Source organism: Nonomuraea sp. NPDC001699 (assembly GCF_053596455.1).
This window is the reverse complement of the sequence record NZ_JBSFGF010000001.1, coordinates 623,645-644,225: the sequence shown is the minus strand read 5'-3', so window position 1 is coordinate 644,225 and position 20,581 is coordinate 623,645. Positions and strand designations below refer to the sequence as shown.

The following is a 20,581-nucleotide window of genomic DNA, read 5'->3' as shown; positions in this document are numbered from 1 at the left end:
TCATGAATACTCGTCAGACAAGCGTCAATACTTCTCTGAGAAATCGGCCATGGCGTGCCTTTCCAGCCACGCGGCCACCCCGTCGTCGTCGTGGGAGAAGGTCACCTCGCCGACCGCGCCGAGCACGGCGGGGTGGGCGTTGGCGACCGCCACCGCGGTTCCGGCCCAGGTCAGCATGGGGAGGTCGTTCGGCATGTCGCCGAAGGCGATCACGTCGGCGCTGCCGAGGCCGAGCCGGGCCGCCATCGACTTCAGGGCCGCCGCCTTGGTGACGCCGGCCCGCATCACCTCGCAGAACACGTCCGCCGAGATGGTGACCTCGCAGCCGGTCAGGAGCCCGCGCACGGTCTCGTAGTACTGGCGGGCGGCCCCTTCGAGCTGGACCATGAGCTTGCCGACGTCGTGCCGGCCGATCTCGCCCTCCAGGCGGGGGACGCGCCGGGCGTCGCGGGCCAGCGGCTCGGGCAGGTGGAAGGCGTCCTCCAGCAGCAGCTCAAGGCGGCACTCGGCGCCCAGGCGCACGCCGGGGAAGCGGTCGCGCAGCACCGACAGCGCCGCGGCGAGCGGCTGCCGGTCCAGCGGGCGGAAGTCGACCACCTCCTCGCTGCCGAAGTCGAAGGTGATCGAGCCGTTCCCGCAGACGGCGACGGCCGCGTGGTCCAGGGCCGCGGCCACCGGACGGGTGTCGCGCACCGGCCGGGCGGTCGCGATGACGAACACGTGCCCGGCGGCGCGGGCGCGGCGCACGGCCGTCCTGGTGCGCTCCGAGACCTGGCCGCGGGAGTCGAGGAGCGTCCCGTCGAGGTCGCACACGATCATCCGCCGGCTCACGCGGTGACGTCCTTCCCGACGCCCGACCCGATGACGTCGAGCGCCCCGGCGGCCAGGAGGCCGCCGATGGTCTCGGCCAGGCCGCGCCGGGCGGCCAGCCCCTGCACGACCACCAGGCCCTCGGTCAGGCCGGTGCCGGCCCGCCAGGACCGCTCCGGCATCGACCCGGCCACGCGCGGCAGGTCGCGCGGGGAGGTGCGCACGGTCAGCAGCACGTGCGCCGCTCCCCCGTCCACCGAGGTGAGCAGCCGGGCGATCCGCTGGATGGCGGCGCGTCTGCCGGCGTCCCGCCAGGCGGCCGGGCTCGCGACGAGGTGCGGGGAGCACGTTCGTAACGTGGCGATGACCCGCAGGTCGTGGTCGTCGAGGGCGGAGCCGGGCCCGTCGGCCTCGACGACGGCGTCGGCCAGCTCGGGGACCTTGGCCTCCGTGGCCCCGAAGGACGGGACGATCCGTACGGGCAGCGGCACGCTCTGGAAGAACTGCCTGACGATCTTCGGGTACTCGGTGGCGATCCGGGCCCCGGCCGGCAGGCCGGCGGCGTCCACGGCGGGATGCCCGTCGGGGACGGCGAGCACGAGCCGCCAGGGGGGCACGCACCCGCTCACCTCGACGAGCTCGACCTTCGCGCCGGTCTCCTCGATCCAGTCGGTGCCGGTCACGCCGAAGTCGAAGACGCCTCTCTCCACGGCGAGCGGGATCTCCCGCGGTTTGTGGAAGACCACCTCGACGCCGCCGTCGTAGGCGATGGCGGCCCGGTAGCCGCGCTCGGACGGGCGGCGCACCTCCAGCCCGGCGGCGGCGAAGAGGTCGAGGACGGGACGCTCCAGGAACGTGCCCTTGGGCAGCGCGAGCGAGACCATGCAGTCCTCCTCGGAACAGGGGGACCGGCCCCCGGCGACTGGGCGTGCGGCGCGCACCGGCAAGCGTCCCCGTCCGGCCGGGCGGCGGCAAGTGAACCATGGTGGTGGCCGAAGGTTGACTTCGATTTCTGACCATTGTTGGCGATGATGGAAAAGGGGGGTACACGGGAGAGGAAACGACGAGTGTCCACATGCCTGACCCTCCTGCCCGCCGTCGACGTGCGCGGCGGCCGGGCCGTCCGCCTGGTGCGCGGCGAGTCCGGATCCGAGACCTGGTACGGCGACCCGCTCGACGCGGCGCTGGCCTGGCAGGACGCGGGCGCCGACTGGGTGCACCTGGTGGACCTCGACGCCGCCTTCGGCACCGGCTCCAACCGGGCCCGCCTCGCCGAGGTCGTCGGTGCCCTGGACATCCCGGTCGAGCTGTGCGGCGGCGTGCGCGACGACGCGGGCCTGGCCGCCGCGCTGGCGACCGGCTGCGGCCGGGTGGTGCTCGGCACGGGCGCGCTGGAACGTCCGGCGTGGGTGGCCGAGGTCATCGCCCGGCACGGCGACCGGGTCGCCGTCGAGCTGGACGTCTGGGGCACCACCGTACGCAGCCACGGCTGGACCCGCGACGCCGGCGAGTTGTACGAGACCCTGGCCCGCCTGGACGCCGCCGGCTGCGCCCGGTACGTCGTCACCGACATCGCCAGGGACGGCACGCTCGGCGGCCCCAACCTCGACCTGCTGCGCAAGGTGTGCGCCGCCACCGGCAGCCCCGTCGTGGCCTCCGGCGGCATCTCCTGCCTGGACGACCTGCGCGCCATCTCCTCCCTGACCTCGCTGGGCGTCGAGGGCGCGGTGGTCGGCAAGGCGCTGTACGCCGGCAGGTTCACCCTGCGCCAGGCCCTGGACGCGGTACGCAAGCCGGAGCCCTAACCCGACCGCATGGCCAGCGCGCGCAGGGCCAGCTCGACCATGCCGGAGCCGGGGGAATCGGCGGCCAGGCGGCGCAGGGCGTCGCCGTCCAGCCAGCGGGACTCCTCGAACTTGTCCTGTTCGATCCGGGGCCGGGTCAGGTCGCCCTCGACCGTGGCCAGCACGTCGATCTCGCGCCGGAGGCCGCCGTCGCCGCCGGTCCAGTCGAAGACGTCCACCAGGCCGCCCACCCGCAGCAGCCGCCAGCCGGTCTCCTCCTCGATCTCCCTGGCCAGCGCCGCGCACAACGTCTCGTCCTGCTCGACGTGCCCGCCGACGATGTCCCAGCAGCCGGGGAAGAGCCGCACGTGGGCCGCCCGCCGCTGCAGGAACACCTCGCCGCCCGGGTTGACCAGCACCGCGCCCACCACGCAGCGCACGCCCGCCGCGGACGCCTCCCGCTGGATCGGCTCGAACTCCGGCGGATGGGGTGCGCAGGTCATGCGGTCTCCTGGTGGGCGTAGTAGGTGGCGTAGAGCGCGGCGAACGGGCCGTCGCGGCGCAGCAGCTCGTCGAACCGGCCCTGCTCGGCGATCCTCCCGCCGTGCAGGACCAGAACGCGGTCGGCGCGCCGGATGGTGGACAGCCGGTGGGCGATCACCAGCACCGTGCGGTCGGCGCACAGCCGCGACAGGGCGTCCTGGATGCCGCGTTCGGTCAGCGGGTCGACGCTGGCGGTCGGCTCGTCCAGCAGCAGGATGTCCGGTTCGCGGACGAACATGCGGGCCAGGGCGATGAGCTGCCGCTGCCCGACCGACACGCCCTGACCGCCCGCGGCCAGGCGGTCGTCCAGGGACATCGGCATGCTGCGGTCCCACACGCGGTGGCCGATCCGCTCGACGGCCCGTACGACGTCGTCGTGGCCGGCGCCGGGGCGGCCGTAGGCGATGTTCTCGGCGAGCGTGCCGGCGAAGATGAACGGGTGCTGCGGGACGACCCCCACCCGCCGCCGGTAGTCCAGCAGGTCGAGGCCGCGGATGTCCCGGCCGTCGACCAGCAGCTCGCCGCCCTGGAAGTCGTAGGCGCGGGCGATCAGCTTGGCCAGCGTGGACTTGCCGCCGCCGGTGTGCCCGACGACCGCCACCGTCTCGCGGGCCGCGACGCGCACGTCGAAGTCGCGGAACACGGTGGCGCCGGAGCCGTACCGGAAGTGCAGGCCGCGGGCCTCGATCGCGCCGGTCAGCCCGGTCACCGGCGCGTTCCCGCTCTGGACGACGGCATGATCACTGTCGATCAGCGCGAACACCCGCTCGGCGGCGGCCAGCCCCTGCTGGAACAGGCTCCAGAACGAGGCGGCCTGGGTGACCGGCTGCCAGAGCATGCCGAGCGCCTGGAGCGCGAAGTACCACTCGCCCGCCGAAAGCCTGCCGAACACCGCGAACCGCCCACCCTGGTACAGCACGACCGCCGTGGCCAGCCCGGCCAGCAACGTCAGGACCGGCAGGATGACCGCGTAGATGAGGCCCTGCCGGACGTAGACGCGGTACGACAGCCGGTTGACGTCGTCGAAGTCGCCATGGACGGCCTGCTCGCGGCCGAAGCTCTTGGCGACCGCGATGCCGAGCATGGTCTCGTGCACGTTGGCGTTGACCTTGGCCATCACCCGCCGCGTGGCCGCCGCCGCCGTACGGGCCACCCGGCGGAAGGCCAGGGCCGTGCCCAGCAGGAACGGCAGCGCCGCCACGATGACCAGGCCGAGGCCCGGGTCGATCCAGAACACCACGCCGCCGAGCAGCACCACCAGGAAGAGCTGGCTGATCAGGTTCAGGGTGAGGGTGAGCACCGAGCCGAAGCCCTCGGTGTCGCCGGTGACCCGGCTGAGCACCTTGCCGACCGAGTTCTCGTCGTAGAAGGCGACGTCCTTGGCGAGCGCGGCGTCGGCGGCCTCGCACTGCAATTGGTACACCATGCCGCCGACCAGCCGGGCGGTGATCGCCTGGCGGGCCCAGTTCATCGCCCAGGCCAGCACCGCCGCCGCGACCACGAACAGGCACAGCAGCAGGCCGGGGCCGCTGCCGCCGCCGGCCTGGTCGATCAGGCGGGAGACGACCACCGGCACCGAGGCGGTCAGCAGCACCGAGCCCGCGACGAGCAGGGCCGAGCCGATCATGCCGGCGCGGTGGGCGCGCAGCTGGCGCAGGATGCGGGCCAGCAGGCGGCGGTTGCCGTACACGCGGTCGTAGGCGTCGGCGTGCAGGCCGGCGAACAGGTCGCTCACGGCCGCCGCCGATCCTGGGCGTCATCCACTGTAGATCTCCCGGTAGAGCGCGCAGCGCGCCATCAGTTCGTCGTGCGAGCCCTGGTCGACGACCTGGCCGCCGTCCAGCAGCAGGATGACGTCGGCGCGGCGGATCTGGCCGGGGCGGTGCGAGACCAGCACCGTCGTGCGGCCCGCCGTCGCGCGCTCGACGGCCTCGGTGATGGCCGATTCGGTACGGGCGTCCACCGCGCTGGTCGCGTCGTCGAGGGTGAGGATGCGCGGGTCGGTCAGCAGGGCCCTGGCGATGGCCAGCCGTTGCCGCTGCCCGCCGGACAACGTCGTGCCGCCCTCGTTGAGCACGGTGTCGTAGCCGTCGGCCATCCCCTGGACGAACTCGTCCGCGCACGCCTGCTTGGCGACGCGCAGGACGTCCTCGTACCCGGCGGCGTGCGGCGCGCCGAAGGCGACGTTGTCCAGCACGCTCTTGGAGAACAGGAAGATCTCCTGGTCCACGTGGCCGATCTGGCGGCGCAGCGCGCCCGGCTCCCACTCGCGCACGTCACGCCCGTCGATCAGCACGCGGCCCTCGGTGGCGTCGTACATGCGGTTGACCAGTTTGATCAGCATGCTCTTGCCGCTGCCGGTGGGGCCGACGACGGCCAGGGTGCGGCCGGCGGGCAGGTGGAAGGAGACCTCGCGCAGGATGTCCCTGCCCTCGTGGCGGAGCGAGACCCGGTCGAAGGTGATCGAGCCCTCGACGTCCGCCGTCGTGCCGCGCGTGTCCTCGCGCTCGCCGGGGGCGCCGTCGATGATCTCCCGCATGCGCGCGGCGGCGGCGAAGCCCTCCTGGATCACCGGCACGGCCTGCTCGGACATGGTGACGGGCTGCGCGAACAGCAGCAGCCAGCCGAGGTAGGTCACCACCTGGGACAGCGCCAGCTCCCCCTGCGAGTAGAGGTAGAGGGAGTGCAGGGAGCCGGTCACCATGGCCAGCGCGAAGCTCAGCGCGGGCAGGTAGACCGCCTGCGCCCGGCCGCGCCGGACGAAGGCGTCCCGGTAGGCGGCGGCGGCCGACCGCAGGGCGCGCCGCTCGAAGTCCTCCTGCGTGGCGGCCTTGACGGTGGCGATGCCCGACAGCGTGGCGGAGAAGCGTTCGTTGAGGTCGGCGAAGGTCTCGCGGGTGCGCATGACCAGCGGGTAGAGCCGGCGCAGGTGGTAGCGCAGCGCGTAGGCGAACACCAGCACCAGCACGCCGGGGGCCAGCAGCAGCCGCGGGTCCAGCGAGGCGATGAACAGGATCGGCACCAGCAGGGCCAGGACGCCGTTGGCGGCGGTGGCCGCCCCCGGGCTGAGCATGTAGTCGACCAGCCTGGCGTCGTTGATCGCGCGGGCCAGGATGTCGCCGATGCGCTGCTGGTCGTGGAAGGCCATGCGCTTGGCCAGCAGGCTGCGGTACAGCTCGTCGCGTACGTCCCGTTTGACGCGCTGGGCGACGACCTCCATCGAGCCGTTCGACAGCAGGTCGGCGACGAACCGGCCGGCCGCCAGCAGCGCGGCCGCCAGCGCCGCCACCCCGACCGCGCCGAGGTCGTGCCGGGGGCCGGTGGCCTCGGCGAACGCCGTGCCGATCTGGACGGGCACGAGCGTCGAGCACAGGCTCGCCGCCACGGCCGCCAGGGTGAACAGCAGCAGCGAGAGCCGGTGCCGGCCCAGATGACCGGCCACCCACCGGCCCACCCCCCGTGACGCGACCGGCCGCCCCTCGCGCGTGCCTGGGCCGGTCCGCCGGTCGGCCTGATCGTGCGACGCGACCGGCCGCCCGCCCGCGGCCGGTCGCGCCCGTTCAGTCATGCCTCCCCCTCCTCGTCAACGGCCCCCGCCTAGGCCGAGGCCCGGACGGAGCCGGTCAGCAGGCCGAAGCCGTTCGTCGCGGCCGAGTTCAGCTCCGCCATCACCCGGTCGCACAGGGCGGAGGCGGCCAGCGCGTCGGAGACCGACGGCACGCCCTTGACCGCGGGACGTGCGCCCGTTCGGGCCTCGGCCGACCGCTGCGCGCAGACGTCCACGAACGCCTGGAGCTCGGGCCCGAAACCGCTGCGCGCCCACCCGTGGTCCAGGTTGCGGGTGCTGTGCAGCTCCTGGCCGTACGGCACACCGTCGGACAGTTCGAGCGTCACCCGCTCCAGCGACGGCGCGCTGTACCGGCTGCCGTCCATGCCCTGCACGGTGACGCCCACCATGAACCGCTTGACGTGGTTGCCCATGCGCAGCGTGGACAGCGAGCCGTCGTGGTGCCGCAGGAACAGGTTGACCTGGAACCGGTCGGCGTCACTGGCGATGGCGTGCGCGTCCACCTGGACGACCGGCGACGGCACGAACCAGCGGGCCAGGTCGAGGGCGTGCACCCCGTTGTGCCGGATCCACGCCTCCAGGGTGGTGTCCACCCCCCACTGCGGCGCGGACGGGTGGCGGCTGTAGAAGTCGATGGTCACCGAGCACGGCGTGGCCCGGATCTCCTCGCTCAACTCGTGCAGCCGTTGCAGCGTCTCGGCGTAGCGGAAGTTGAAGCCCACCTGGACGTGCCGCCCGGTGCGCCGCACCACGTGCTCCAGATCCTGGAGCGAGGGCGTGGACGGCCCGGCCGGCTTCTCGACGAAGCAGTCGACCCCGCGCTCGGCGAGCTGCCGGACCAGCAGGTACGACGGCTCCGGCGGGACGGCCAGCACGGCGGCGTCCACCATCTCCAGGTCGAGCTCGTCCACCGACGAGACGCAGGTCGCGCCGCCGGCCAGCGACTGCACGTCGGCGGCCAGCGACAGGTCGGGGTCGACGCAGGCCACGACCTGGTGGCCGCGGATGCGTTGCAGGAACGGGAAGAGGTTCTGCTGCATCTGGCGGCCACAGCCGACCAGGGCGAGCCGGAGGAGGTCAGCCACGGCCGGCCTCCGCGGGCGCGCTCCACGCCTCGAACGCCTGCCGCGCCCGGTCGCGCAGGTCGTCCCAGTCGAGGTCGCGGTGGGCCAGGCACACGAAGGACGGGTGCCCTTCGAGCAGCAGGATGCCGACCCCGGCGAGCTCGGCCAGCAGCGACTCGCGCCGCTCCTTGTCGCCCAGCAGCCCCACGTCGTGGTAGACCAGCTCGAACATGCCGCCGCCGAGCACCGGACGGGCGCCGACCAGGGCCTCGACCCCGGCGTCCGCGGCGCCCGCGGTGAAGGCGGCGGCCACCTGCGTGCCGATCCGCCCGATCTCCGTCCAGCCGTCGGGCGAGTCTCCGACGGGCTTCTCCAGGACGTCGCGGGTGGCCAGCGCGGCGTAGACGGCGATCATCTCCTTGGAGAAGGTGCCGCTCAGCCGGGCCTTCTCGGCCAGCGCGAGCAGGTCCGCGTCACCGGCCAGGATGCTCAGCGGGGCGCCGTTGGCCAGCGCCTTGCCGATCACGATCAGGTCGGAGCCGAGGGCGTTGTCGTGGTCGTAGCCGAGTGCCGAGATCCGGCCGCCGGTCTTGGTCTCGTCGAAGACGGTGAGCAGGCCGGCCTCGCGGCACATGGCGACGGCCTGGCGCAGCACGTCGGCCGTGGTGAAGGAGGCCAGGTATGCGTCGAAGACGAAGCAGCCCAGCCGGCCGCGGTGCCGTTCCAGCAGCTCGGCCAGGGATTCGAGGCGCAGGTCCACCCAGTTGGCCACCGGCTCGGAGTCGCCGACGCCGCGCATGGCGTCGGTGTAGCGGAGCTTGTCCCGCAGCGGCGAGTGCAGCGGCTCGTGCCACTTGAGCGAGTCGGCGATCTGGGCGTCGTGCCAGCCGACGTAGCCGCTGCGGATGACGCCGAGCCTGCCGGTGCGCATCGCGGCCAGCCGGAAGGCGGCGGTGACGGCCTCGGAGGCGGTCTTGAAGAACGCGCCGCGGTCGCCGGGCCGCTCGCCGAGCAGCCTGTTCAGGTATTCCTGGTGGAACGTGGTGTAGCCCGGCAGCATGACGCCGTTGCCGAGATAACCGCAGAGAATTTCGTTGAACTGGGCGTCCGCGTGGCCGATTATCACTGGCCCATAACCCATGACGAAATCGATGTACGGTACGCCGTTCGCGTCGGACACCTCGCCCCGCCGCCCCCGCGAGAACAAGAGCTGCTGCCCCGCCGACCTGAACTTTCGCGTGATCTTCGAGTGAGCTATGCGCTCATATTCCGACAACGATCCTCCCCCCATTGGGATTTGAATTAAGATCGGAATTCTCAATTTCAGAAGACAGTACCGTCCGGTCGCCGGGCCCCGTCAAGTACTCTTTCTTCCAGGACCCCGGGCACGGTCGGACGACATATCAAGACCGCGAGACGGACGTCAAGTGCTCCTTTTTCCAGGGTCACACCGCCTTGACAATCAGGTGCCCGCAATATCAAGTTGTGTGGGCCATTGTCGGCGGATGGAGGCCACGTGGATAACGGAACCGAACCGGGAAGTCCGGCCGGCCGCGGAGAGCCGGATATCGTCGGGCGCAGTAAGCGTCTGTGGCTGCTGCCGGAGGGGCGCTGCCTGGTGCAGATAATCCCCAGCCTGCGCAGTTTCACGTACCACCGCGATGAAATCGTCGAACGCACCGGGCCGCTCCGGCTCGATTTCTACGAAAGGGCGGCGGCCCGGCTGGCCGACGCCGGGGTGCCGTGCGCGTTCCGGGAACGGGTCTCGGCCGACTCGTACGTGGCCGACTACTGCCCGGCGCCGCCGTTCGAGGTGATCGTGAAGAACCGGGCCACGGGATCGACCACCCGCAAATACCCCGGCCTGTTCGAGGACGGCGCCCCGCTGCCGCGCCCGGTCGTGAAGTTCGACTACCGGACCGACCCCGAGGACCAGCCGATCGGCGAGGACTACCTGCGGGCGCTCGACCTGCCGGTGGAGGAGATGCGCGAGCTGTCCCTCGCCGTCAACGACGTGCTGCGGTCCTGGCTGCGCCCGCTGGAGGTGTGGGACTTCTGCCTCATCTTCGGGCAGACCGCCGACGGCGGCCTGACCGTCATCTCCGAGATCTCCCAGGACTGCATGCGCCTGCGCCACCAGGACGGCTCCCCGCTGGACAAGGACCTGTTCCGGGACGGCGTGGCGGGCGAGGAGATCGTGAACCAGTGGAGCCGCGTCCTCGATGTCATCACATGAGACCCCGGCCGCGCTGGTCACCGGCAGCAACCGAGGCAGCGGGCTGGCCATCGCCGAGGAGCTGCGCGAGCGCGGCTACCGCGTCTTCTCCCTGAACCGCTCGCTCGCCGGCGAGGACTGGCTCGGCGAGCACAAGTGCGACCTGTCGGACCCCGCGCAGATCGCGGAGGCGACCGCCCAGGTGCTCGGCGCGGCGGGCCGGCTCGACGTCTGCGTGTCCAACGCGGTGGACCGGGTGCTCGACCCGATCGCCGACCTGCGCGGGGAGGACTGGGAGCGGCTGGTCGCGATCAACCTGAGCGCCTGCTTCCACCTGCTCAAGGCCGTCCTGCCGGCGTTGCGGGCCGCCCGCGGGATGTTCGTCGCCATGGGCAGCCACGCCGGGACCCGGTACTTCGAGGGCGGGGCCGCCTACAGTGCCACCAAGGCCGGGCTGAAGGCGCTGGTCGAGACGCTGTTGCTGGAGGAGCGGCGCAACGGGGTGCGGGCCTGCCTGGTCTCGCCGGGCGCCATCGCCAACCTCGACGGCGACGGGTCGCCGCACAAGATGAGCACCCGCTCGGTGGCCCGCTGCGTGGGCACCATCGTCGGCTCCTGGCCGGACGACCTCGTGGTGGGCGAGATCGAGGTGCGGCCGTCCAGCCTGCCCGAGCCGCCCGTCGTCGGCATCGACCGGCTGCTGCACGTGTGACCCCGCGCCCCCCTCGTCGCCGCCGTGCTCGCAAGGAGGAACCATGATCTCGCTCGCCCTGCCGAAGGGGTCGCTGGAGCGGCGGGCCCTGGAGCTCTTCGCGACCGCGGGGCTCCCCGTACGGCGGCGCTCCGAACGCTCCTACCGCGGCACGGTGGACCACTCCGGCGTGTCGCACGTGGCCTTCTACAAGCCGCGCGAGATCCCCCTGGTCGTCGGGGACGGCACCTTCGACCTCGGGCTGACCGGCGCCGACTGGGTGGAGGAGAGCGGGGCCGAGGTCGAGGTGGTGGAGTCGTTCGACTACTCCAGGAACACCGAGCGGCCGTGGCGGCTGGTGCTCGCGGTGCCGTCCGGCCACCCCGCCCGCAGCGCGGCCGACCTGGACGACGGGGTCAGGGTGGCCACCGAGTACCCGAACATCGGCCGCCGCTTCTTCCGCGAGGCGGGACGGCGGGCCGAGGTGGTCGTGTCCTACGGCGCGACCGAGGCCAAGATCCCCGAGCTGGCCGACGCCCTGATGGACGTCGTGGAGACCGGCCACTCGCTCCGCCAGAACGACCTGCGCGTCATCGAGACCGTCCGGACCTGCGGCGCGCAGCTCGTCGCCAACCCGGCCGCCTACGCCGACCCGGCCAGGCGCGACGTGATCAGGAACGTCGCCCTGCTGCTGCGCGCCGCCTGGGTGGGCCCGGCCCACGTGCTGCTGACGGTCCGCGCCCCCGCCGACCGGCTGGCCGAGGTGGTGCCCGCGATGCCGGGCCGGTCCTGGCGCTCGGGCCCCGACCTGGCCGACGGCGCCATGGTCGTCGTCCAGGGCGTCCTGCCCAGGCGGGACGTGCCCGAGACGATCGACGCGCTGCTGTCGGCCGGGGCCGTCGACGTCACCGAGTCGGCCATCGGCATCCTCGCCACGGGAGAAGCGGGTTGATCGAGGCCGCCGGCATGGCGAAGATCGGACGTGGGAACCCTGGCCCGCGGAACGCAGTGCGAAGGAGACTCATGGACCCCCGGTCGGCGGCGAAGATCACGGAGGCGTCCCCGCCACGCTCCCCCTGGCTGACGATCCTCATTGTCTACGTCGGCGGGGTCGTCGCCGCGATGAGCCTCGGCAAGTTCTCCTCGGTCGGACCGGCGGTGGCCGCCCAGCTCGGGCTGTCGCTGTCGGAGCTGGGCTGGGTGATCTCGGCGGTGGTCGGCGTCGGGGCCGCGGTCGGCCTGCCGGCGGGCTACCTCGTCCGCCGCTTCGGCACCGGGCGGTCGCTGGTCACCGGGCTGGCCCTGATAGCGGCGGCGGGCGCGGCGAGCATGGCCGCCGACGACTTCGCCTGGCTGCTCATCGCCCGCGGCGTCGAGGGCGTCGGCTACGTCCTGGTCACCATCTCCTGCCCGGCGCTGATCCTGCGCCTGGCCCAGGAGCGCGACCGGGGCACCGCCCTGTCGGTGTGGGCGACGTTCGTCCCGGTCGGGCTGGGGGCCAGCACGCTGGCCGGCGGCGCGGCCGGCGACGCGCTGGGGTGGCGCGGCTGGACCGGGCTGATCGCCGGGCTGACGCTGCTGACCGCGGTGGTGACGTGGGCGCGGCTGCCGCGCGGCGCGGCGGCGCAGGCCGCCGGGCCGGTCCCCCGGGCGCGGGCGCTGGCCTGGCCGGGCGTGCTCGCCGCGGCCTTCTGCCTGACAGCGCTGGTGACCATCCCGGTGATCGTGCTCCTGCCCACCCTGCTCATCGAGCAGTACGGCCGCTCGGCCGCCGCCGCGGGCGCGCTGACCTCGGTGATCTCACTGCTCGGCGTGGCCGGCGGGCTGGCGGTGGGCGTCCTGCTGCGCAGGGGCGTACGGGTCGGCGTGCTGGCCCTGTCGGGGTTCCTCGTCGTGCCGGCCGCCTGGATCCTGTACTCCGGCGGCTCCTCCGCGGGCGCGCTCACCGGCGCCGGCGTCATCTCCATGGAGAACGGCTTCCTGGGCGCCCTCGTCTTCGCCGCGCTCCCCCTGATCCTGGAACGCCTCGACCACGCCGACGTCGGCAACGGCGTCATCGCCCAGGCCGGCAGCCTCGGCTCCCTGCTCGGCCCCCCGCTGTTCGGCCTGGTGGCGAGCGACTTCGGCTACCCGGCACTGATCCCCGTCATCGCCGTCGGCATCGTCGCCGCCGTCGGCGCCCTGCTGCTGATCGGCCGGCGGGCGGCAGGGCCGCTCCCGGCCGCGGACTGAGCCGGCCGCCGGAGCCGGCGAAGGGCCGGGCAGCCCATCGCGGAGTACGCAGGAAGGTGCGACCATGCGCGGAGACGACCCGCTCGACGACACCGAACAGGCCCTGCTGCCCCTCCCGGCCCGGGGCCTGGCGGTCGCGCTGCTGCTGATCGCCGTGGCCGGCGTGTCACTCCTGCTCGTGTTCGGGCCGGGCGCGCAGGAACCGGGGCATCCGGCGGCGCCGGCCGCGCACGCCGGAGTGCCGCCCGCCCAGTCGATCCTGCGCCTGTTCCTCGCGGTGGCGGTCATCGGCGGGCTGGCCTCGCTGGGCGGCGTCCTGGCGCGCCGGGCGGGCCAGCCGTCCGTGGTGGGGCAGATGGTGGCGGGGCTGCTGCTCGGGCCGTCGGCGCTGGGCTCGCTGGCGCCGGGGGTGTCCGCGCTGATCCTGCCCGGCTGGGTGGCGCCGCAGCTCGAACTGCTGGCCCAGACCGGGCTGGCGATCTTCATGTTCACGGTGGGACGGGAGTTCGACCCGGCCGCCCTCGGCCGGCAGCGCACCGTCGTGGGCGTCGCCGCGCTGGCCATGATGGCCGTGCCCTTCGCCCTGGGGACCGTCGCGGCGCTCCCGTTCGCCGACGCGCTGGCCGGGCCGTCGGCGTCGGGCACGGCGTTCGTGCTGTTCGTCGGGACCGCGCTCAGCGTCACCGCGTTCCCCGTGCTGGCCAGGATCCTCCAGGAGGCCGGGCTGACCGTCACCCGGCTGGGCTCGCTGGCGATCCTCTGCGCGGGGCTGGCCGACGTGCTCGCCTGGTGCGCGCTGGCCGCGGTGATCGCCCTCGCCCACGCCGGCTCCCCGGCGGGCGTCCTGACCTCGCTGGCGCTGGCCGCCGCCCTGGTGCTCGCCGTGACCCTCGCCGTACGTCCCGCGCTCGCCGCCCTGGCGGCCCGGCACGCCGACCGGCGGCTGCCCGCCCCCGCCGCGCTCGCGCTCGTCCTGGGCCTGATCTTCGCCCTGGCCGCGGCGACCGACGCCATCGGCGTGCACGCGATCTTCGGGGCGCTGCTGGCGGGGGTCGCCTTCCCCCGGGAGGCGCCCGTGCTCGGCGCGGTGCCCGAACGCCTCGGCTCGCTCAACCGCGCGATGCTGCTGCCGGTGTTCTTCGCCTCGATCGGGCTGCGCACCGACGTGCATCTGGCCTTCGGCCACCCGGCGGTGCTGCTGGGCGGGGCGGTGCTGCTGGTGGCCGCCGTCCTCGGCAAGCTGGGGGCGGCCGGGGTGATCGCCTGGGCGGGCGGCATGCCGGGACGGCTCGCGCTCGGGCTCGGCGTGCTGATGAACGCCCGCGGCGTCACCGAGATCGTCGTGCTGAGCACCGGGCTCGGCATGGGGCTGATCGCGCCCGGCACGTTCACGGTGCTCGTGCTGATGGCCCTGGTCACCACCATGATGACGGCGCCGGCCCTGCGCCGGCTCGGCCTCTACGCCCCGGCCAGGGCCGAGCCGCGGACGCCGCAACCGGCCTGAACCGGCCACCGTGCCGGGCAGCGGCGGCTACCCGGCCCTCCGAACTGCGGTGAGCACCAGGACGTCGTAGTGGACGGTGAAGGCGCCGCCGACCGCGTCGATCGCGGCCCCGACGCCCTCCAGCAGTTCGCGGCGCCGCTCCGGCGGCAACCCGGTGGCCGGGCCGTGCGTGGGCACCTGCTCCAGCCACTCGTCCCGGGTGTAGACGCGCTCCCATGCGTACTGCCGGCGCTCGGGCTCGCCGAACGCGTCCGCCGCGCGTACGCCGTCGGTGATCTTGTCGAGCAGCGACGAGTACAGGTCCACCGCCGGACCGGCCTGGCCGAGCGCCGGCAGGTCGGGCAGGATGCGGCGGTAGACCTCGGCGAAGGCGTCGCGCAGGACGTCCGGGGGCTGGAAGACGTTCCAGAACAGCGCCAGCACGCCGCCGGGCCGCAGCACCCGGGCCGCCTTGTCCGCGCCCGCGACCGGGTCGATCCAGTGCCAGGTCTGGCCGGCGACGACCGCGTCGAACGTGCGCCCGGCCGGGTCCCAGGACTCGAAGGCGGACACCTCCACCTCGATGCCGTCGCGCCGGGCCAGCTCGGCCATGCGGGCGTCGACGTCCACGCCGGACACCCGGCAGCCGGCCGCCTGGAACTGGCGGGCCGCGATGCCGGTGCCGATGCCGACGTCGAGGACGTCCGGGCCGGGGGCGGCGGCGGCGATCCCGGCGATCATCTCCTCGGGGTAGCGGGGGCGGGTGCGGTCGTAGCGGTCGGCGTCCGCGCCGAAGGACTCGGCCATCCCCCGATGGCGGTGCGGCTCGTTCTCGGAGCTGTTAGTGGGCATGCGCCCACTCTAGTGGGCATGTGCCCACTCGTCTACGCTGAACGGGATTCGCGAACGAAGGAGACCGGCCCGGTGCCCACAGGCGTAGCCCTCCGCGACGTACGCGAGCAGCTCTTCGACGCCGCCGAGCGCGTCCTGCTCCGAGACGGCCCCAACGCTCTGACCAGCCGGGCGGTCACCACCGAGGCGGGCTGCGCCAAGGGTGTGCTCCACCGCCACTTCGCCGACTTCGACGCCTTCCTCGCCGACCTGGTGACCGACCGCATCCGCCGCGTCGAGGCCCAGTCCGCCGCCCTGCGCGAGAGCGCCGGCACCGGCACCGTCGCCGGGAACCTCACCCTCGCGCTGCTGGAGCTGTTCGGGTCGGTCGCCGTGGCCGTCGTCGGCCTCGTCATCTCCCGCGACGGCCTGCGCGCCCGCCTGCGCCAGGCAGGGTCGTCGGGCATCCCGCTCCTGGCCGAGGCCACGACCATGATCGCCGCCTACCTGACCGCCGAGCGCGAGATGGGCCGCATCGCGGTCGACGCCGACGTCGACGCCCTCGCGCTCACCCTGATCGGCAGCGGCCACCTGCTGTTCGCCGGCAGCGAGGGCGACCCGCCCGGCGCCACCGCCGTCGAGTGGATCGTGACCACGGCCATCGCCGACGCGGTACAACGCCGCCTGCTCTGACCCCCCGCCTCACGCCGGTGTCGGCGACGCGGGCCGCTGGTCCCGGCCCGAGGCCAGGCGACCGCGCTCGGTCTGCGGATTGTTGTGCTCGCGCGCCCACCGCTGGATCTCCGACGACTTGTCGGGCAGTCCCGTCTCGTCCGCGACTCCGACGCCGAGCCTCGCCGCCGCGTCCGGCCCGGTCTCCACCGGCCAGACGGTCACCCGGTAGAACTCGAACGGCACCTTCGGCACCGCGGCGGGGGCGATGTCCCGGCCGCGGGCCTGCACACGCATGCCGTAACGGCCCGGCCCCTGGGGCGTCAGGACGGGCAGGGCGTCCGGCGGGGAGTGCATCATGCCGGACAGGCGTACCTCGCCGGTGAAGGTGACGAGCTCCACCTCCTCGGTCTCGTCCCAGCCCTCGGGGTCGGGGGGCGGCGCGGTCTCGGCCAGCCGGACGGTCACGTCCACGACGCCGGTGTGGATGCCCGTCCGGATCACGGCGGCGCCGGGTGCGGCGGCGACCAGCCCGTTGGGGACGGTTCCCGGATGGTCGCGGCCCGGCTCGCCGACCAGGAGGCAGTGGTAGGTGACGTGCACGTCGGCCCTGGCATGGGCGAGAGGTGGGCGGCTCACCCCTGGAACCTTAGACCCGGCCGGGCGGGCGTGGCCCGCGGAAGGATCTTGGGGCTACGATCTCCCACATAGCCCCCTTTCGTCCGGAAGGCGTCGCGATGAGCGAACGTTCGCTGAACACCGATGTTCCGAGCCCCGCCCGCATCTACGACCTGTGGCTGGGCGGCAAGGACAACTACGAGATCGACCGCATGGTGAGCGCGCAGATCCTCGCCGCCGTGCCCGACCTGCCGGTGCTGGCCCGTACGAACCGGGAGTTCCTCGGCCGCGCGGTGCGGTACATGGCCGGGGAGGCGGGCATCCGGCAGTTCCTGGACATCGGCACCGGCATCCCCACAGCCGACAACACCCACCAGGTCGCCCAGGCGGTCGCCCCCGACAGCCACGTCGTGTACGTCGACAACGACCCCATGGTCCTGGCCCACGCGCGGGCGCTGCTGCGGGCCGCCCCCGCGGGCACGACCGCCTTCGTCGACGCCGACCTGCGCGAGCCCGACAAGATCCTGGCCGCCGCCGCCGAGCATCTCGACTTCGACCGGCCGATCGGGCTGACCCTGCTCGGCGTCGTGGACTTCATCCCCGACACCGGACAGGCCCGCTCGATCATCGCCGAACTGCTGGCCGCGATGGCGCCGGGCAGCCATCTGGCCGTCTCCCACGGGCTCGTCGGCAGGCAGCTCGAAGAGGGCGTCCGCCACTGGAACGAGAGCGGCGGCGCGCCCATGACGCTGCGCACCCTGGACGAGGTCACGAGCTTCTTCGACGGGCTGGAGCTGCTGGAGCCGGGCGTGGTGGCGCTGCCGCGCTGGCGTCCCGTCCCCGAGACGTTGTACGCCGACCGCGAGGCCGTCTACTACGCGGGCGTCGGCCGCAAGGGCTGATCTTCCCCGGCTTCGTACCGGTCCGGTGGATGCCGCCTTCCGGACCGGCGTACGCCGCCTGGCGGGCGCGCGTACCCTGAGTCCCCGATCGACTTCGCTGGGTGACGAGATGCGGTGCGGGATGGACGACGGGTTCGGCGCGGGGCTGGGGAGCGAGCGGGACCGGTGCGCGCGGGATCCGTGCCCCTGGCCCTCCGGGCCGTTCACGGCCGGGGACGCCAGGTGGCTCTTCGGGCGTGAGCGGGTGGTGTCGGAGCTGGTGGGGCTGCTCTCGGACCCCGGCCGTCCCGGCCATCCCGTGGTGCTGACCGGGGCGGCCGGGGTCGGGAAGACGTCGGTGCTGGCGGCTGGGCTGGTGCCGGCCGTCCTGGAAGGGGCGCTGCCGGGGGGCGGCACCGGGGTGTTGTGGCGTACGCCGGGCTCGCCGGTCGGGGGCGGCGGGCGGCCGGTGGAGTCGTGCGCGCTGCTGGTGGTCGACCGGTTCGAGGAGCTGTTCACGGCTCGGGCCGAAAGCGAGCGGGCGGCGTACGTCGAGGAGCTGTGCCGGCTCGCGGCGGGCGGGCTGCCGGTGGTGATCGGGATGCGGGCCGGCTGCTACGAGCGGTGCCTGGGGTTTCCACCGCTGGTGGAGGCGTTGCGGGCACGGTCGCTGCCGCTCGGCCCGATGACCGGCGCCGAGCTGCGCCGCGCGATCATCGGACCGGCCCGGGTCGCGGGCCTGTCCCTGGAGCCGGGGCTGACCGAGACGATCCTGCACGACCTGGGGGCCCGCGACGACGCCCCGGCGGCGGCCGACGCGCTGCCCCGCCTCTCCCACGCGATGCGCGCCACCTGGCACCACCGCGACGGCGACGCCCTCACCCGCCACGCCTACCGCCCCACCACCACCGCACCACCACCACCGCCTGCCGACGACGCCCTCTCCGTAACGGCGCGGCCCACCGAGGGCCTTCTCGTGGAGGCGTCCCCGGCCCTGGAGGGGGGTGGGGGCGGGGAACCGTCGGGTCCGGTGCCTGGTTCGCCCGCCCGCGGCGGGGGGTGTCCGGTCCGGCGGAGGGTGCGGGGGCTGGTGGTGGCGTTGGTGGTGCTGGTCGTGGTCGCCGGGGTGGGGGCCGGGCTGGCGTGGCAGAAGAGCGGCCGGGCGAGCGACGCCCGCGTCACCGCGCTCGCCGAACGGGCCGCCGCCCAGGCGCGGGCGCTGCGGACGACGGACCCGGCGCTGGCGATGCAGGTGGCGGTGGCCGCCCAGGGCCTGGCCGACACCCCGGGCACCCGGGGCACGCTGCTCGACACCGCCGAGCCGTACGCCACCCGGCTGCGCTCCACCGGCGACCGCCTGCGCGCGATCGCCTACAGCCAGGACCACGCCCTGCTCGCGACCGGCGCCGACAACGGCGTGGTCGAGCTGTGGGACGCCGCCGACTCGCGCCGCCGCACCCCGCTCGCCACCCTGCCGCGCACCGCCGGGCCGGTCGGCGCGCTCGCCTTCCGCCCGTCCGGCGGGGACCGCGTCCTGCTGGCGGCCACCCGGGACGGCGTCGAGGTGTGGAACGTCGTGGACCCGGCCCGCCCCCGGCACGTCGCCGCCCTGCCCGGCGCGTCCACGGCCGCGTTCACCCCGGACGGCCGCACGGTGCTCGCCGCCGCGGCGCACGGCGTCCGGCGGTGGCGGCTGGCCGGCCGGCCGGTCCCCCTGCCCCCGGTACGCACGTCCGCCCAGGTCACCCGCTTCGCCGTCGGCGACGACGCGGTGGTCACCGGCCACGACGACGGCAGCGTGCGCCTGTGGGACCCGGCGGCCCCCGCCTCCCCCGCCGACACGATCGCGACCGGCCTCCAGGACGCCCCCGCCGCGCTCGCGATCAGCCCCGACGGCAGCGCGCTGGCCTGGTCCGCCCCCGACCGCGGCACCTGGCTCTGCCGCCTGGACGCTCGGCGCTGCCACCGTCCCACCCGGTACGGCGACCCCGCCGGCGCCCTGGCCTTCAGCCCGGACGGCACCGTCCTGGCCGCCGCGGGCGACGACCGCACGGTCCGGCTGTGGAGCCTGGCCACCCGCGCGGAGGTCACCTCGTTCCCGCATCCCGACCGCGTGCTCGGCCTCGCCTTCACCGCCGACGGTCAGGCGCTGGCCACCGGGTCCGCGGCCGGCGCCTTCTACCAGTGGCGCCATCCGGTACGCGTGCCCGACCCGGTGACCGAGCTGGCCCTGAGCCGGGACCGGACGCTGATGGCCACGACCGGCGCGCGCGGCGGCGCGCTGTGGGACGTCCGCGATCCCCGGCACCGCGTGCTGCTGTCACGCTGGAACGTTCCACGGGCCGCCGGTCTGGCCCTGAGCGGCGACGCCCGCCGCCTGGCCACCGTCGAGCGCGGCGTGGCCGTGACCGTGTGGGACATCCGCGACCCCTACCGCCCGGCCCGGCACGTCCGGCTGCCGGTGCGCGGCCTGGCGGTCGCCGCGCTCAGCCCCGACGGCCGCACCCTGGCGACGGGCGACCACGGCGGGCGGCTGCTGCTCTGGGACGTCACCGGCCCCCCGCGCCGCCTGGCCGCCCGCGACGGCTTCGGCGACGTCGGCGCGCTCGACTTCAGCCCCGACGGCGGCCGGCTGGCCAGCGGTGGCGCCGACCGCGGCGTACGGCTGTGGGACGTGCGCCGCCGCGCCCTCGACCAGGTCGCCCACCACGAGGAGCACGCCGACGCGGTGGCCGCCGTGCGCTTCGGCCCCAAGGGCGACGTGCTGGTCAGCACCGGCCACGACCGGACCGCCCGGGTCTGGAGGATCGCCGACCTCCGCCGCGTTCCCCGTCCGGCGGTCCTGCGCGGGCACGACGACACCGTCCGGATCGCCGGGTTCAGCCCCGACGGCGCCGCCCTGGCCACCACGGACGCCTCCCGTACCACCCGCGTGTGGGACCTGCGGTCCCGCCGGTCGATCGCCGTGCTGTCCCATCCCGACCTCGGGACCGTCCTGTACGCCGACGACCACACCCTCGTCTCGGCCGCCGGCCACGACCTGCGGCTGTGGGACCTGCGGCCGGAGGCGGTGGCGGCGGTGGTCTGCGAGGCCGCCGGGATGCCGCTCACGCGGGCCGAGTGGCGGCGGTACTTCGACGACCTGCCCTACCGTCCGCCCTGCCTGTGACCCCGTGGCAGGGCGGTGAC

At 74.2% G+C, this 20,581-nt stretch carries 18 protein-coding genes; 9 read left to right on the top strand and 9 right to left on the bottom strand.

The features are described from left to right. Window positions 1-24 precede the first annotated feature (24 nt). Both ACWCSU_RS03095 and hisG (ACWCSU_RS03090) read right to left on the bottom strand, forming a co-directional pair. The gene (locus ACWCSU_RS03095) at window positions 25-831 is read right to left on the bottom strand and encodes an HAD family hydrolase (RefSeq protein WP_449933195.1); all 807 of its coding nucleotides are present in this window, start codon (window positions 829-831) and stop codon (window positions 25-27) included. After that, a complete protein-coding gene (hisG, locus tag ACWCSU_RS03090) occupies window positions 828-1,694 on the bottom strand; it encodes an ATP phosphoribosyltransferase (protein ID WP_449933193.1) in 867 nt (288 codons plus the stop codon). Before hisG (ACWCSU_RS03090) ends, ACWCSU_RS03095 begins: the two co-directional genes overlap by 4 nt. A gap of 183 nt (window positions 1,695-1,877) precedes the next feature. On the opposite strand from hisG (ACWCSU_RS03090), the gene priA reads away from it, so the two are divergent. Beyond that, window positions 1,878-2,615 carry a bifunctional 1-(5-phosphoribosyl)-5-((5-phosphoribosylamino)methylideneamino)imidazole-4-carboxamide isomerase/phosphoribosylanthranilate isomerase PriA gene (gene priA, locus ACWCSU_RS03085; RefSeq protein WP_357694718.1) on the top strand — a complete coding sequence of 246 codons (738 nt, stop codon included), beginning with the start codon at window positions 1,878-1,880 and terminating at the stop codon, window positions 2,613-2,615. On the opposite strand, the gene ACWCSU_RS03080 is transcribed toward priA, so the two are convergent. The 5 genes from ACWCSU_RS03080 to ACWCSU_RS03060 are packed head-to-tail and all read right to left on the bottom strand — an operon-like array spanning window position 2,612 to window position 9,060. Beyond that, window positions 2,612-3,097 carry an NUDIX domain-containing protein gene (locus ACWCSU_RS03080; RefSeq protein ID WP_449933190.1) on the bottom strand — a complete coding sequence of 162 codons (486 nt, stop codon included), beginning with the start codon at window positions 3,095-3,097 and terminating at the stop codon, window positions 2,612-2,614. The genes priA and ACWCSU_RS03080 overlap by 4 nt on opposite strands. Next, window positions 3,094-4,872: an ABC transporter ATP-binding protein gene (locus ACWCSU_RS03075; RefSeq protein ID WP_449933188.1), complete on the bottom strand. Its 1,779-nt coding sequence runs from the start codon at window positions 4,870-4,872 to the stop codon at window positions 3,094-3,096. Before ACWCSU_RS03075 ends, ACWCSU_RS03080 begins: the two co-directional genes overlap by 4 nt. Window positions 4,873-4,893: 21 nt before the next feature. After that, the gene (locus ACWCSU_RS03070; RefSeq protein ID WP_449933186.1) at window positions 4,894-6,705 is read right to left on the bottom strand and encodes an ABC transporter ATP-binding protein; all 1,812 of its coding nucleotides are present in this window, start codon (window positions 6,703-6,705) and stop codon (window positions 4,894-4,896) included. Window positions 6,706-6,734: 29 nt separating this feature from the next. Further along, window positions 6,735-7,790, bottom strand: a complete 1,056-nt coding sequence (locus ACWCSU_RS03065; RefSeq protein ID WP_449933184.1) for a Gfo/Idh/MocA family protein — start codon at window positions 7,788-7,790, stop codon at window positions 6,735-6,737. Further along, on the bottom strand, window positions 7,783-9,060 hold the full coding sequence (locus tag ACWCSU_RS03060; protein WP_357694709.1) for an aminotransferase class III-fold pyridoxal phosphate-dependent enzyme: 1,278 nt from the start codon (window positions 9,058-9,060) through the stop codon (window positions 7,783-7,785). Before ACWCSU_RS03060 ends, ACWCSU_RS03065 begins: the two co-directional genes overlap by 8 nt. A 225-nt stretch (window positions 9,061-9,285) precedes the next feature. Between ACWCSU_RS03060 and ACWCSU_RS03055 the strand changes: the two genes are divergently transcribed. The 5 genes from ACWCSU_RS03055 (at window position 9,286) to ACWCSU_RS03035 (ending at window position 14,411) form a co-directional block, all read left to right on the top strand. Next, window positions 9,286-10,005, top strand: coding sequence for a phosphoribosylaminoimidazolesuccinocarboxamide synthase (locus ACWCSU_RS03055; protein ID WP_357694707.1), 720 nt, complete (start codon window positions 9,286-9,288; stop codon window positions 10,003-10,005). Continuing rightward, window positions 9,992-10,696 carry an SDR family oxidoreductase gene (locus ACWCSU_RS03050; protein ID WP_357694705.1) on the top strand — a complete coding sequence of 235 codons (705 nt, stop codon included), beginning with the start codon at window positions 9,992-9,994 and terminating at the stop codon, window positions 10,694-10,696. The genes ACWCSU_RS03055 and ACWCSU_RS03050 overlap by 14 nt, the downstream gene beginning before the upstream one ends. A 43-nt stretch (window positions 10,697-10,739) precedes the next feature. Continuing rightward, entirely contained in the window at window positions 10,740-11,627 is an 888-nt protein-coding gene (gene hisG / locus ACWCSU_RS03045) for an ATP phosphoribosyltransferase (RefSeq protein ID WP_357694703.1), read from the top strand. A gap of 71 nt (window positions 11,628-11,698) precedes the next feature. Beyond that, window positions 11,699-12,907: an MFS transporter gene (locus ACWCSU_RS03040; protein ID WP_449933180.1), complete on the top strand. Its 1,209-nt coding sequence runs from the start codon at window positions 11,699-11,701 to the stop codon at window positions 12,905-12,907. A gap of 64 nt (window positions 12,908-12,971) precedes the next feature. Continuing rightward, window positions 12,972-14,411 carry a cation:proton antiporter gene (locus tag ACWCSU_RS03035; RefSeq protein WP_357694699.1) on the top strand — a complete coding sequence of 480 codons (1,440 nt, stop codon included), beginning with the start codon at window positions 12,972-12,974 and terminating at the stop codon, window positions 14,409-14,411. 27 nt (window positions 14,412-14,438) lie between these two features. Here the strand turns inward: ACWCSU_RS03035 and ACWCSU_RS03030 are convergent, their stop codons facing one another. Then, a complete protein-coding gene (locus ACWCSU_RS03030) occupies window positions 14,439-15,242 on the bottom strand; it encodes a class I SAM-dependent methyltransferase (protein ID WP_357694697.1) in 804 nt (267 codons plus the stop codon). A 72-nt stretch (window positions 15,243-15,314) separates the two neighbouring features. Between ACWCSU_RS03030 and ACWCSU_RS03025 the strand changes: the two genes are divergently transcribed. Further along, entirely contained in the window at window positions 15,315-15,914 is a 600-nt protein-coding gene (locus ACWCSU_RS03025; RefSeq protein ID WP_357694695.1) for a TetR/AcrR family transcriptional regulator, read from the top strand. 9 nt (window positions 15,915-15,923) lie between these two features. On the opposite strand, the gene ACWCSU_RS03020 is transcribed toward ACWCSU_RS03025, so the two are convergent. Continuing rightward, complete coding sequence (locus tag ACWCSU_RS03020; protein WP_357694693.1) at window positions 15,924-16,532, bottom strand: hypothetical protein; 609 nt, start codon at window positions 16,530-16,532, stop codon at window positions 15,924-15,926. Between the two features lie 98 nt (window positions 16,533-16,630). Here ACWCSU_RS03020 and ACWCSU_RS03015 point away from each other — a divergent pair, with 98 nt between their 5' ends. Together ACWCSU_RS03015 and ACWCSU_RS03010 are read left to right on the top strand one after the other, a co-directional pair. Next, window positions 16,631-17,413 carry an SAM-dependent methyltransferase gene (locus ACWCSU_RS03015; RefSeq protein ID WP_357694691.1) on the top strand — a complete coding sequence of 261 codons (783 nt, stop codon included), beginning with the start codon at window positions 16,631-16,633 and terminating at the stop codon, window positions 17,411-17,413. 121 nt (window positions 17,414-17,534) lie between these two features. Beyond that, complete coding sequence (locus ACWCSU_RS03010) at window positions 17,535-20,561, top strand: nSTAND1 domain-containing NTPase (protein WP_449933175.1); 3,027 nt, start codon at window positions 17,535-17,537, stop codon at window positions 20,559-20,561. Window positions 20,562-20,581 lie beyond the last annotated feature (20 nt).

Bases quoted from the DNA above. Each gene is read 5' to 3' on its own strand.
- hisG (WP_449933193.1), bottom strand. From the start codon at position 1,694: ATGGTCTCGCTCGCGCTGCCCAAGGGCACGTTCCTGGAGCGTCCCGTC.
- ACWCSU_RS03080 (WP_449933190.1), bottom strand. From the start codon at position 3,097: ATGACCTGCGCACCCCATCCGCCGGAGTTCGAGCCGATCCAGCGGGAG.
- ACWCSU_RS03070 (WP_449933186.1), bottom strand. From the start codon at position 6,705: ATGACTGAACGGGCGCGACCGGCCGCGGGCGGGCGGCCGGTCGCGTCG.
- ACWCSU_RS03060 (WP_357694709.1), bottom strand. From the start codon at position 9,060: ATGGGGGGAGGATCGTTGTCGGAATATGAGCGCATAGCTCACTCGAAG.
- ACWCSU_RS03050 (WP_357694705.1), top strand. From the start codon at position 9,992: ATGTCATCACATGAGACCCCGGCCGCGCTGGTCACCGGCAGCAACCGA.
- hisG (WP_357694703.1), top strand. From the start codon at position 10,740: ATGATCTCGCTCGCCCTGCCGAAGGGGTCGCTGGAGCGGCGGGCCCTG.
- ACWCSU_RS03040 (WP_449933180.1), top strand. From the start codon at position 11,699: ATGGACCCCCGGTCGGCGGCGAAGATCACGGAGGCGTCCCCGCCACGC.
- ACWCSU_RS03035 (WP_357694699.1), top strand. From the start codon at position 12,972: ATGCGCGGAGACGACCCGCTCGACGACACCGAACAGGCCCTGCTGCCC.
- ACWCSU_RS03030 (WP_357694697.1), bottom strand. From the start codon at position 15,242: ATGCCCACTAACAGCTCCGAGAACGAGCCGCACCGCCATCGGGGGATG.
- ACWCSU_RS03015 (WP_357694691.1), top strand. From the start codon at position 16,631: ATGAGCGAACGTTCGCTGAACACCGATGTTCCGAGCCCCGCCCGCATC.
- ACWCSU_RS03010 (WP_449933175.1), top strand. From the start codon at position 17,535: ATGGACGACGGGTTCGGCGCGGGGCTGGGGAGCGAGCGGGACCGGTGC.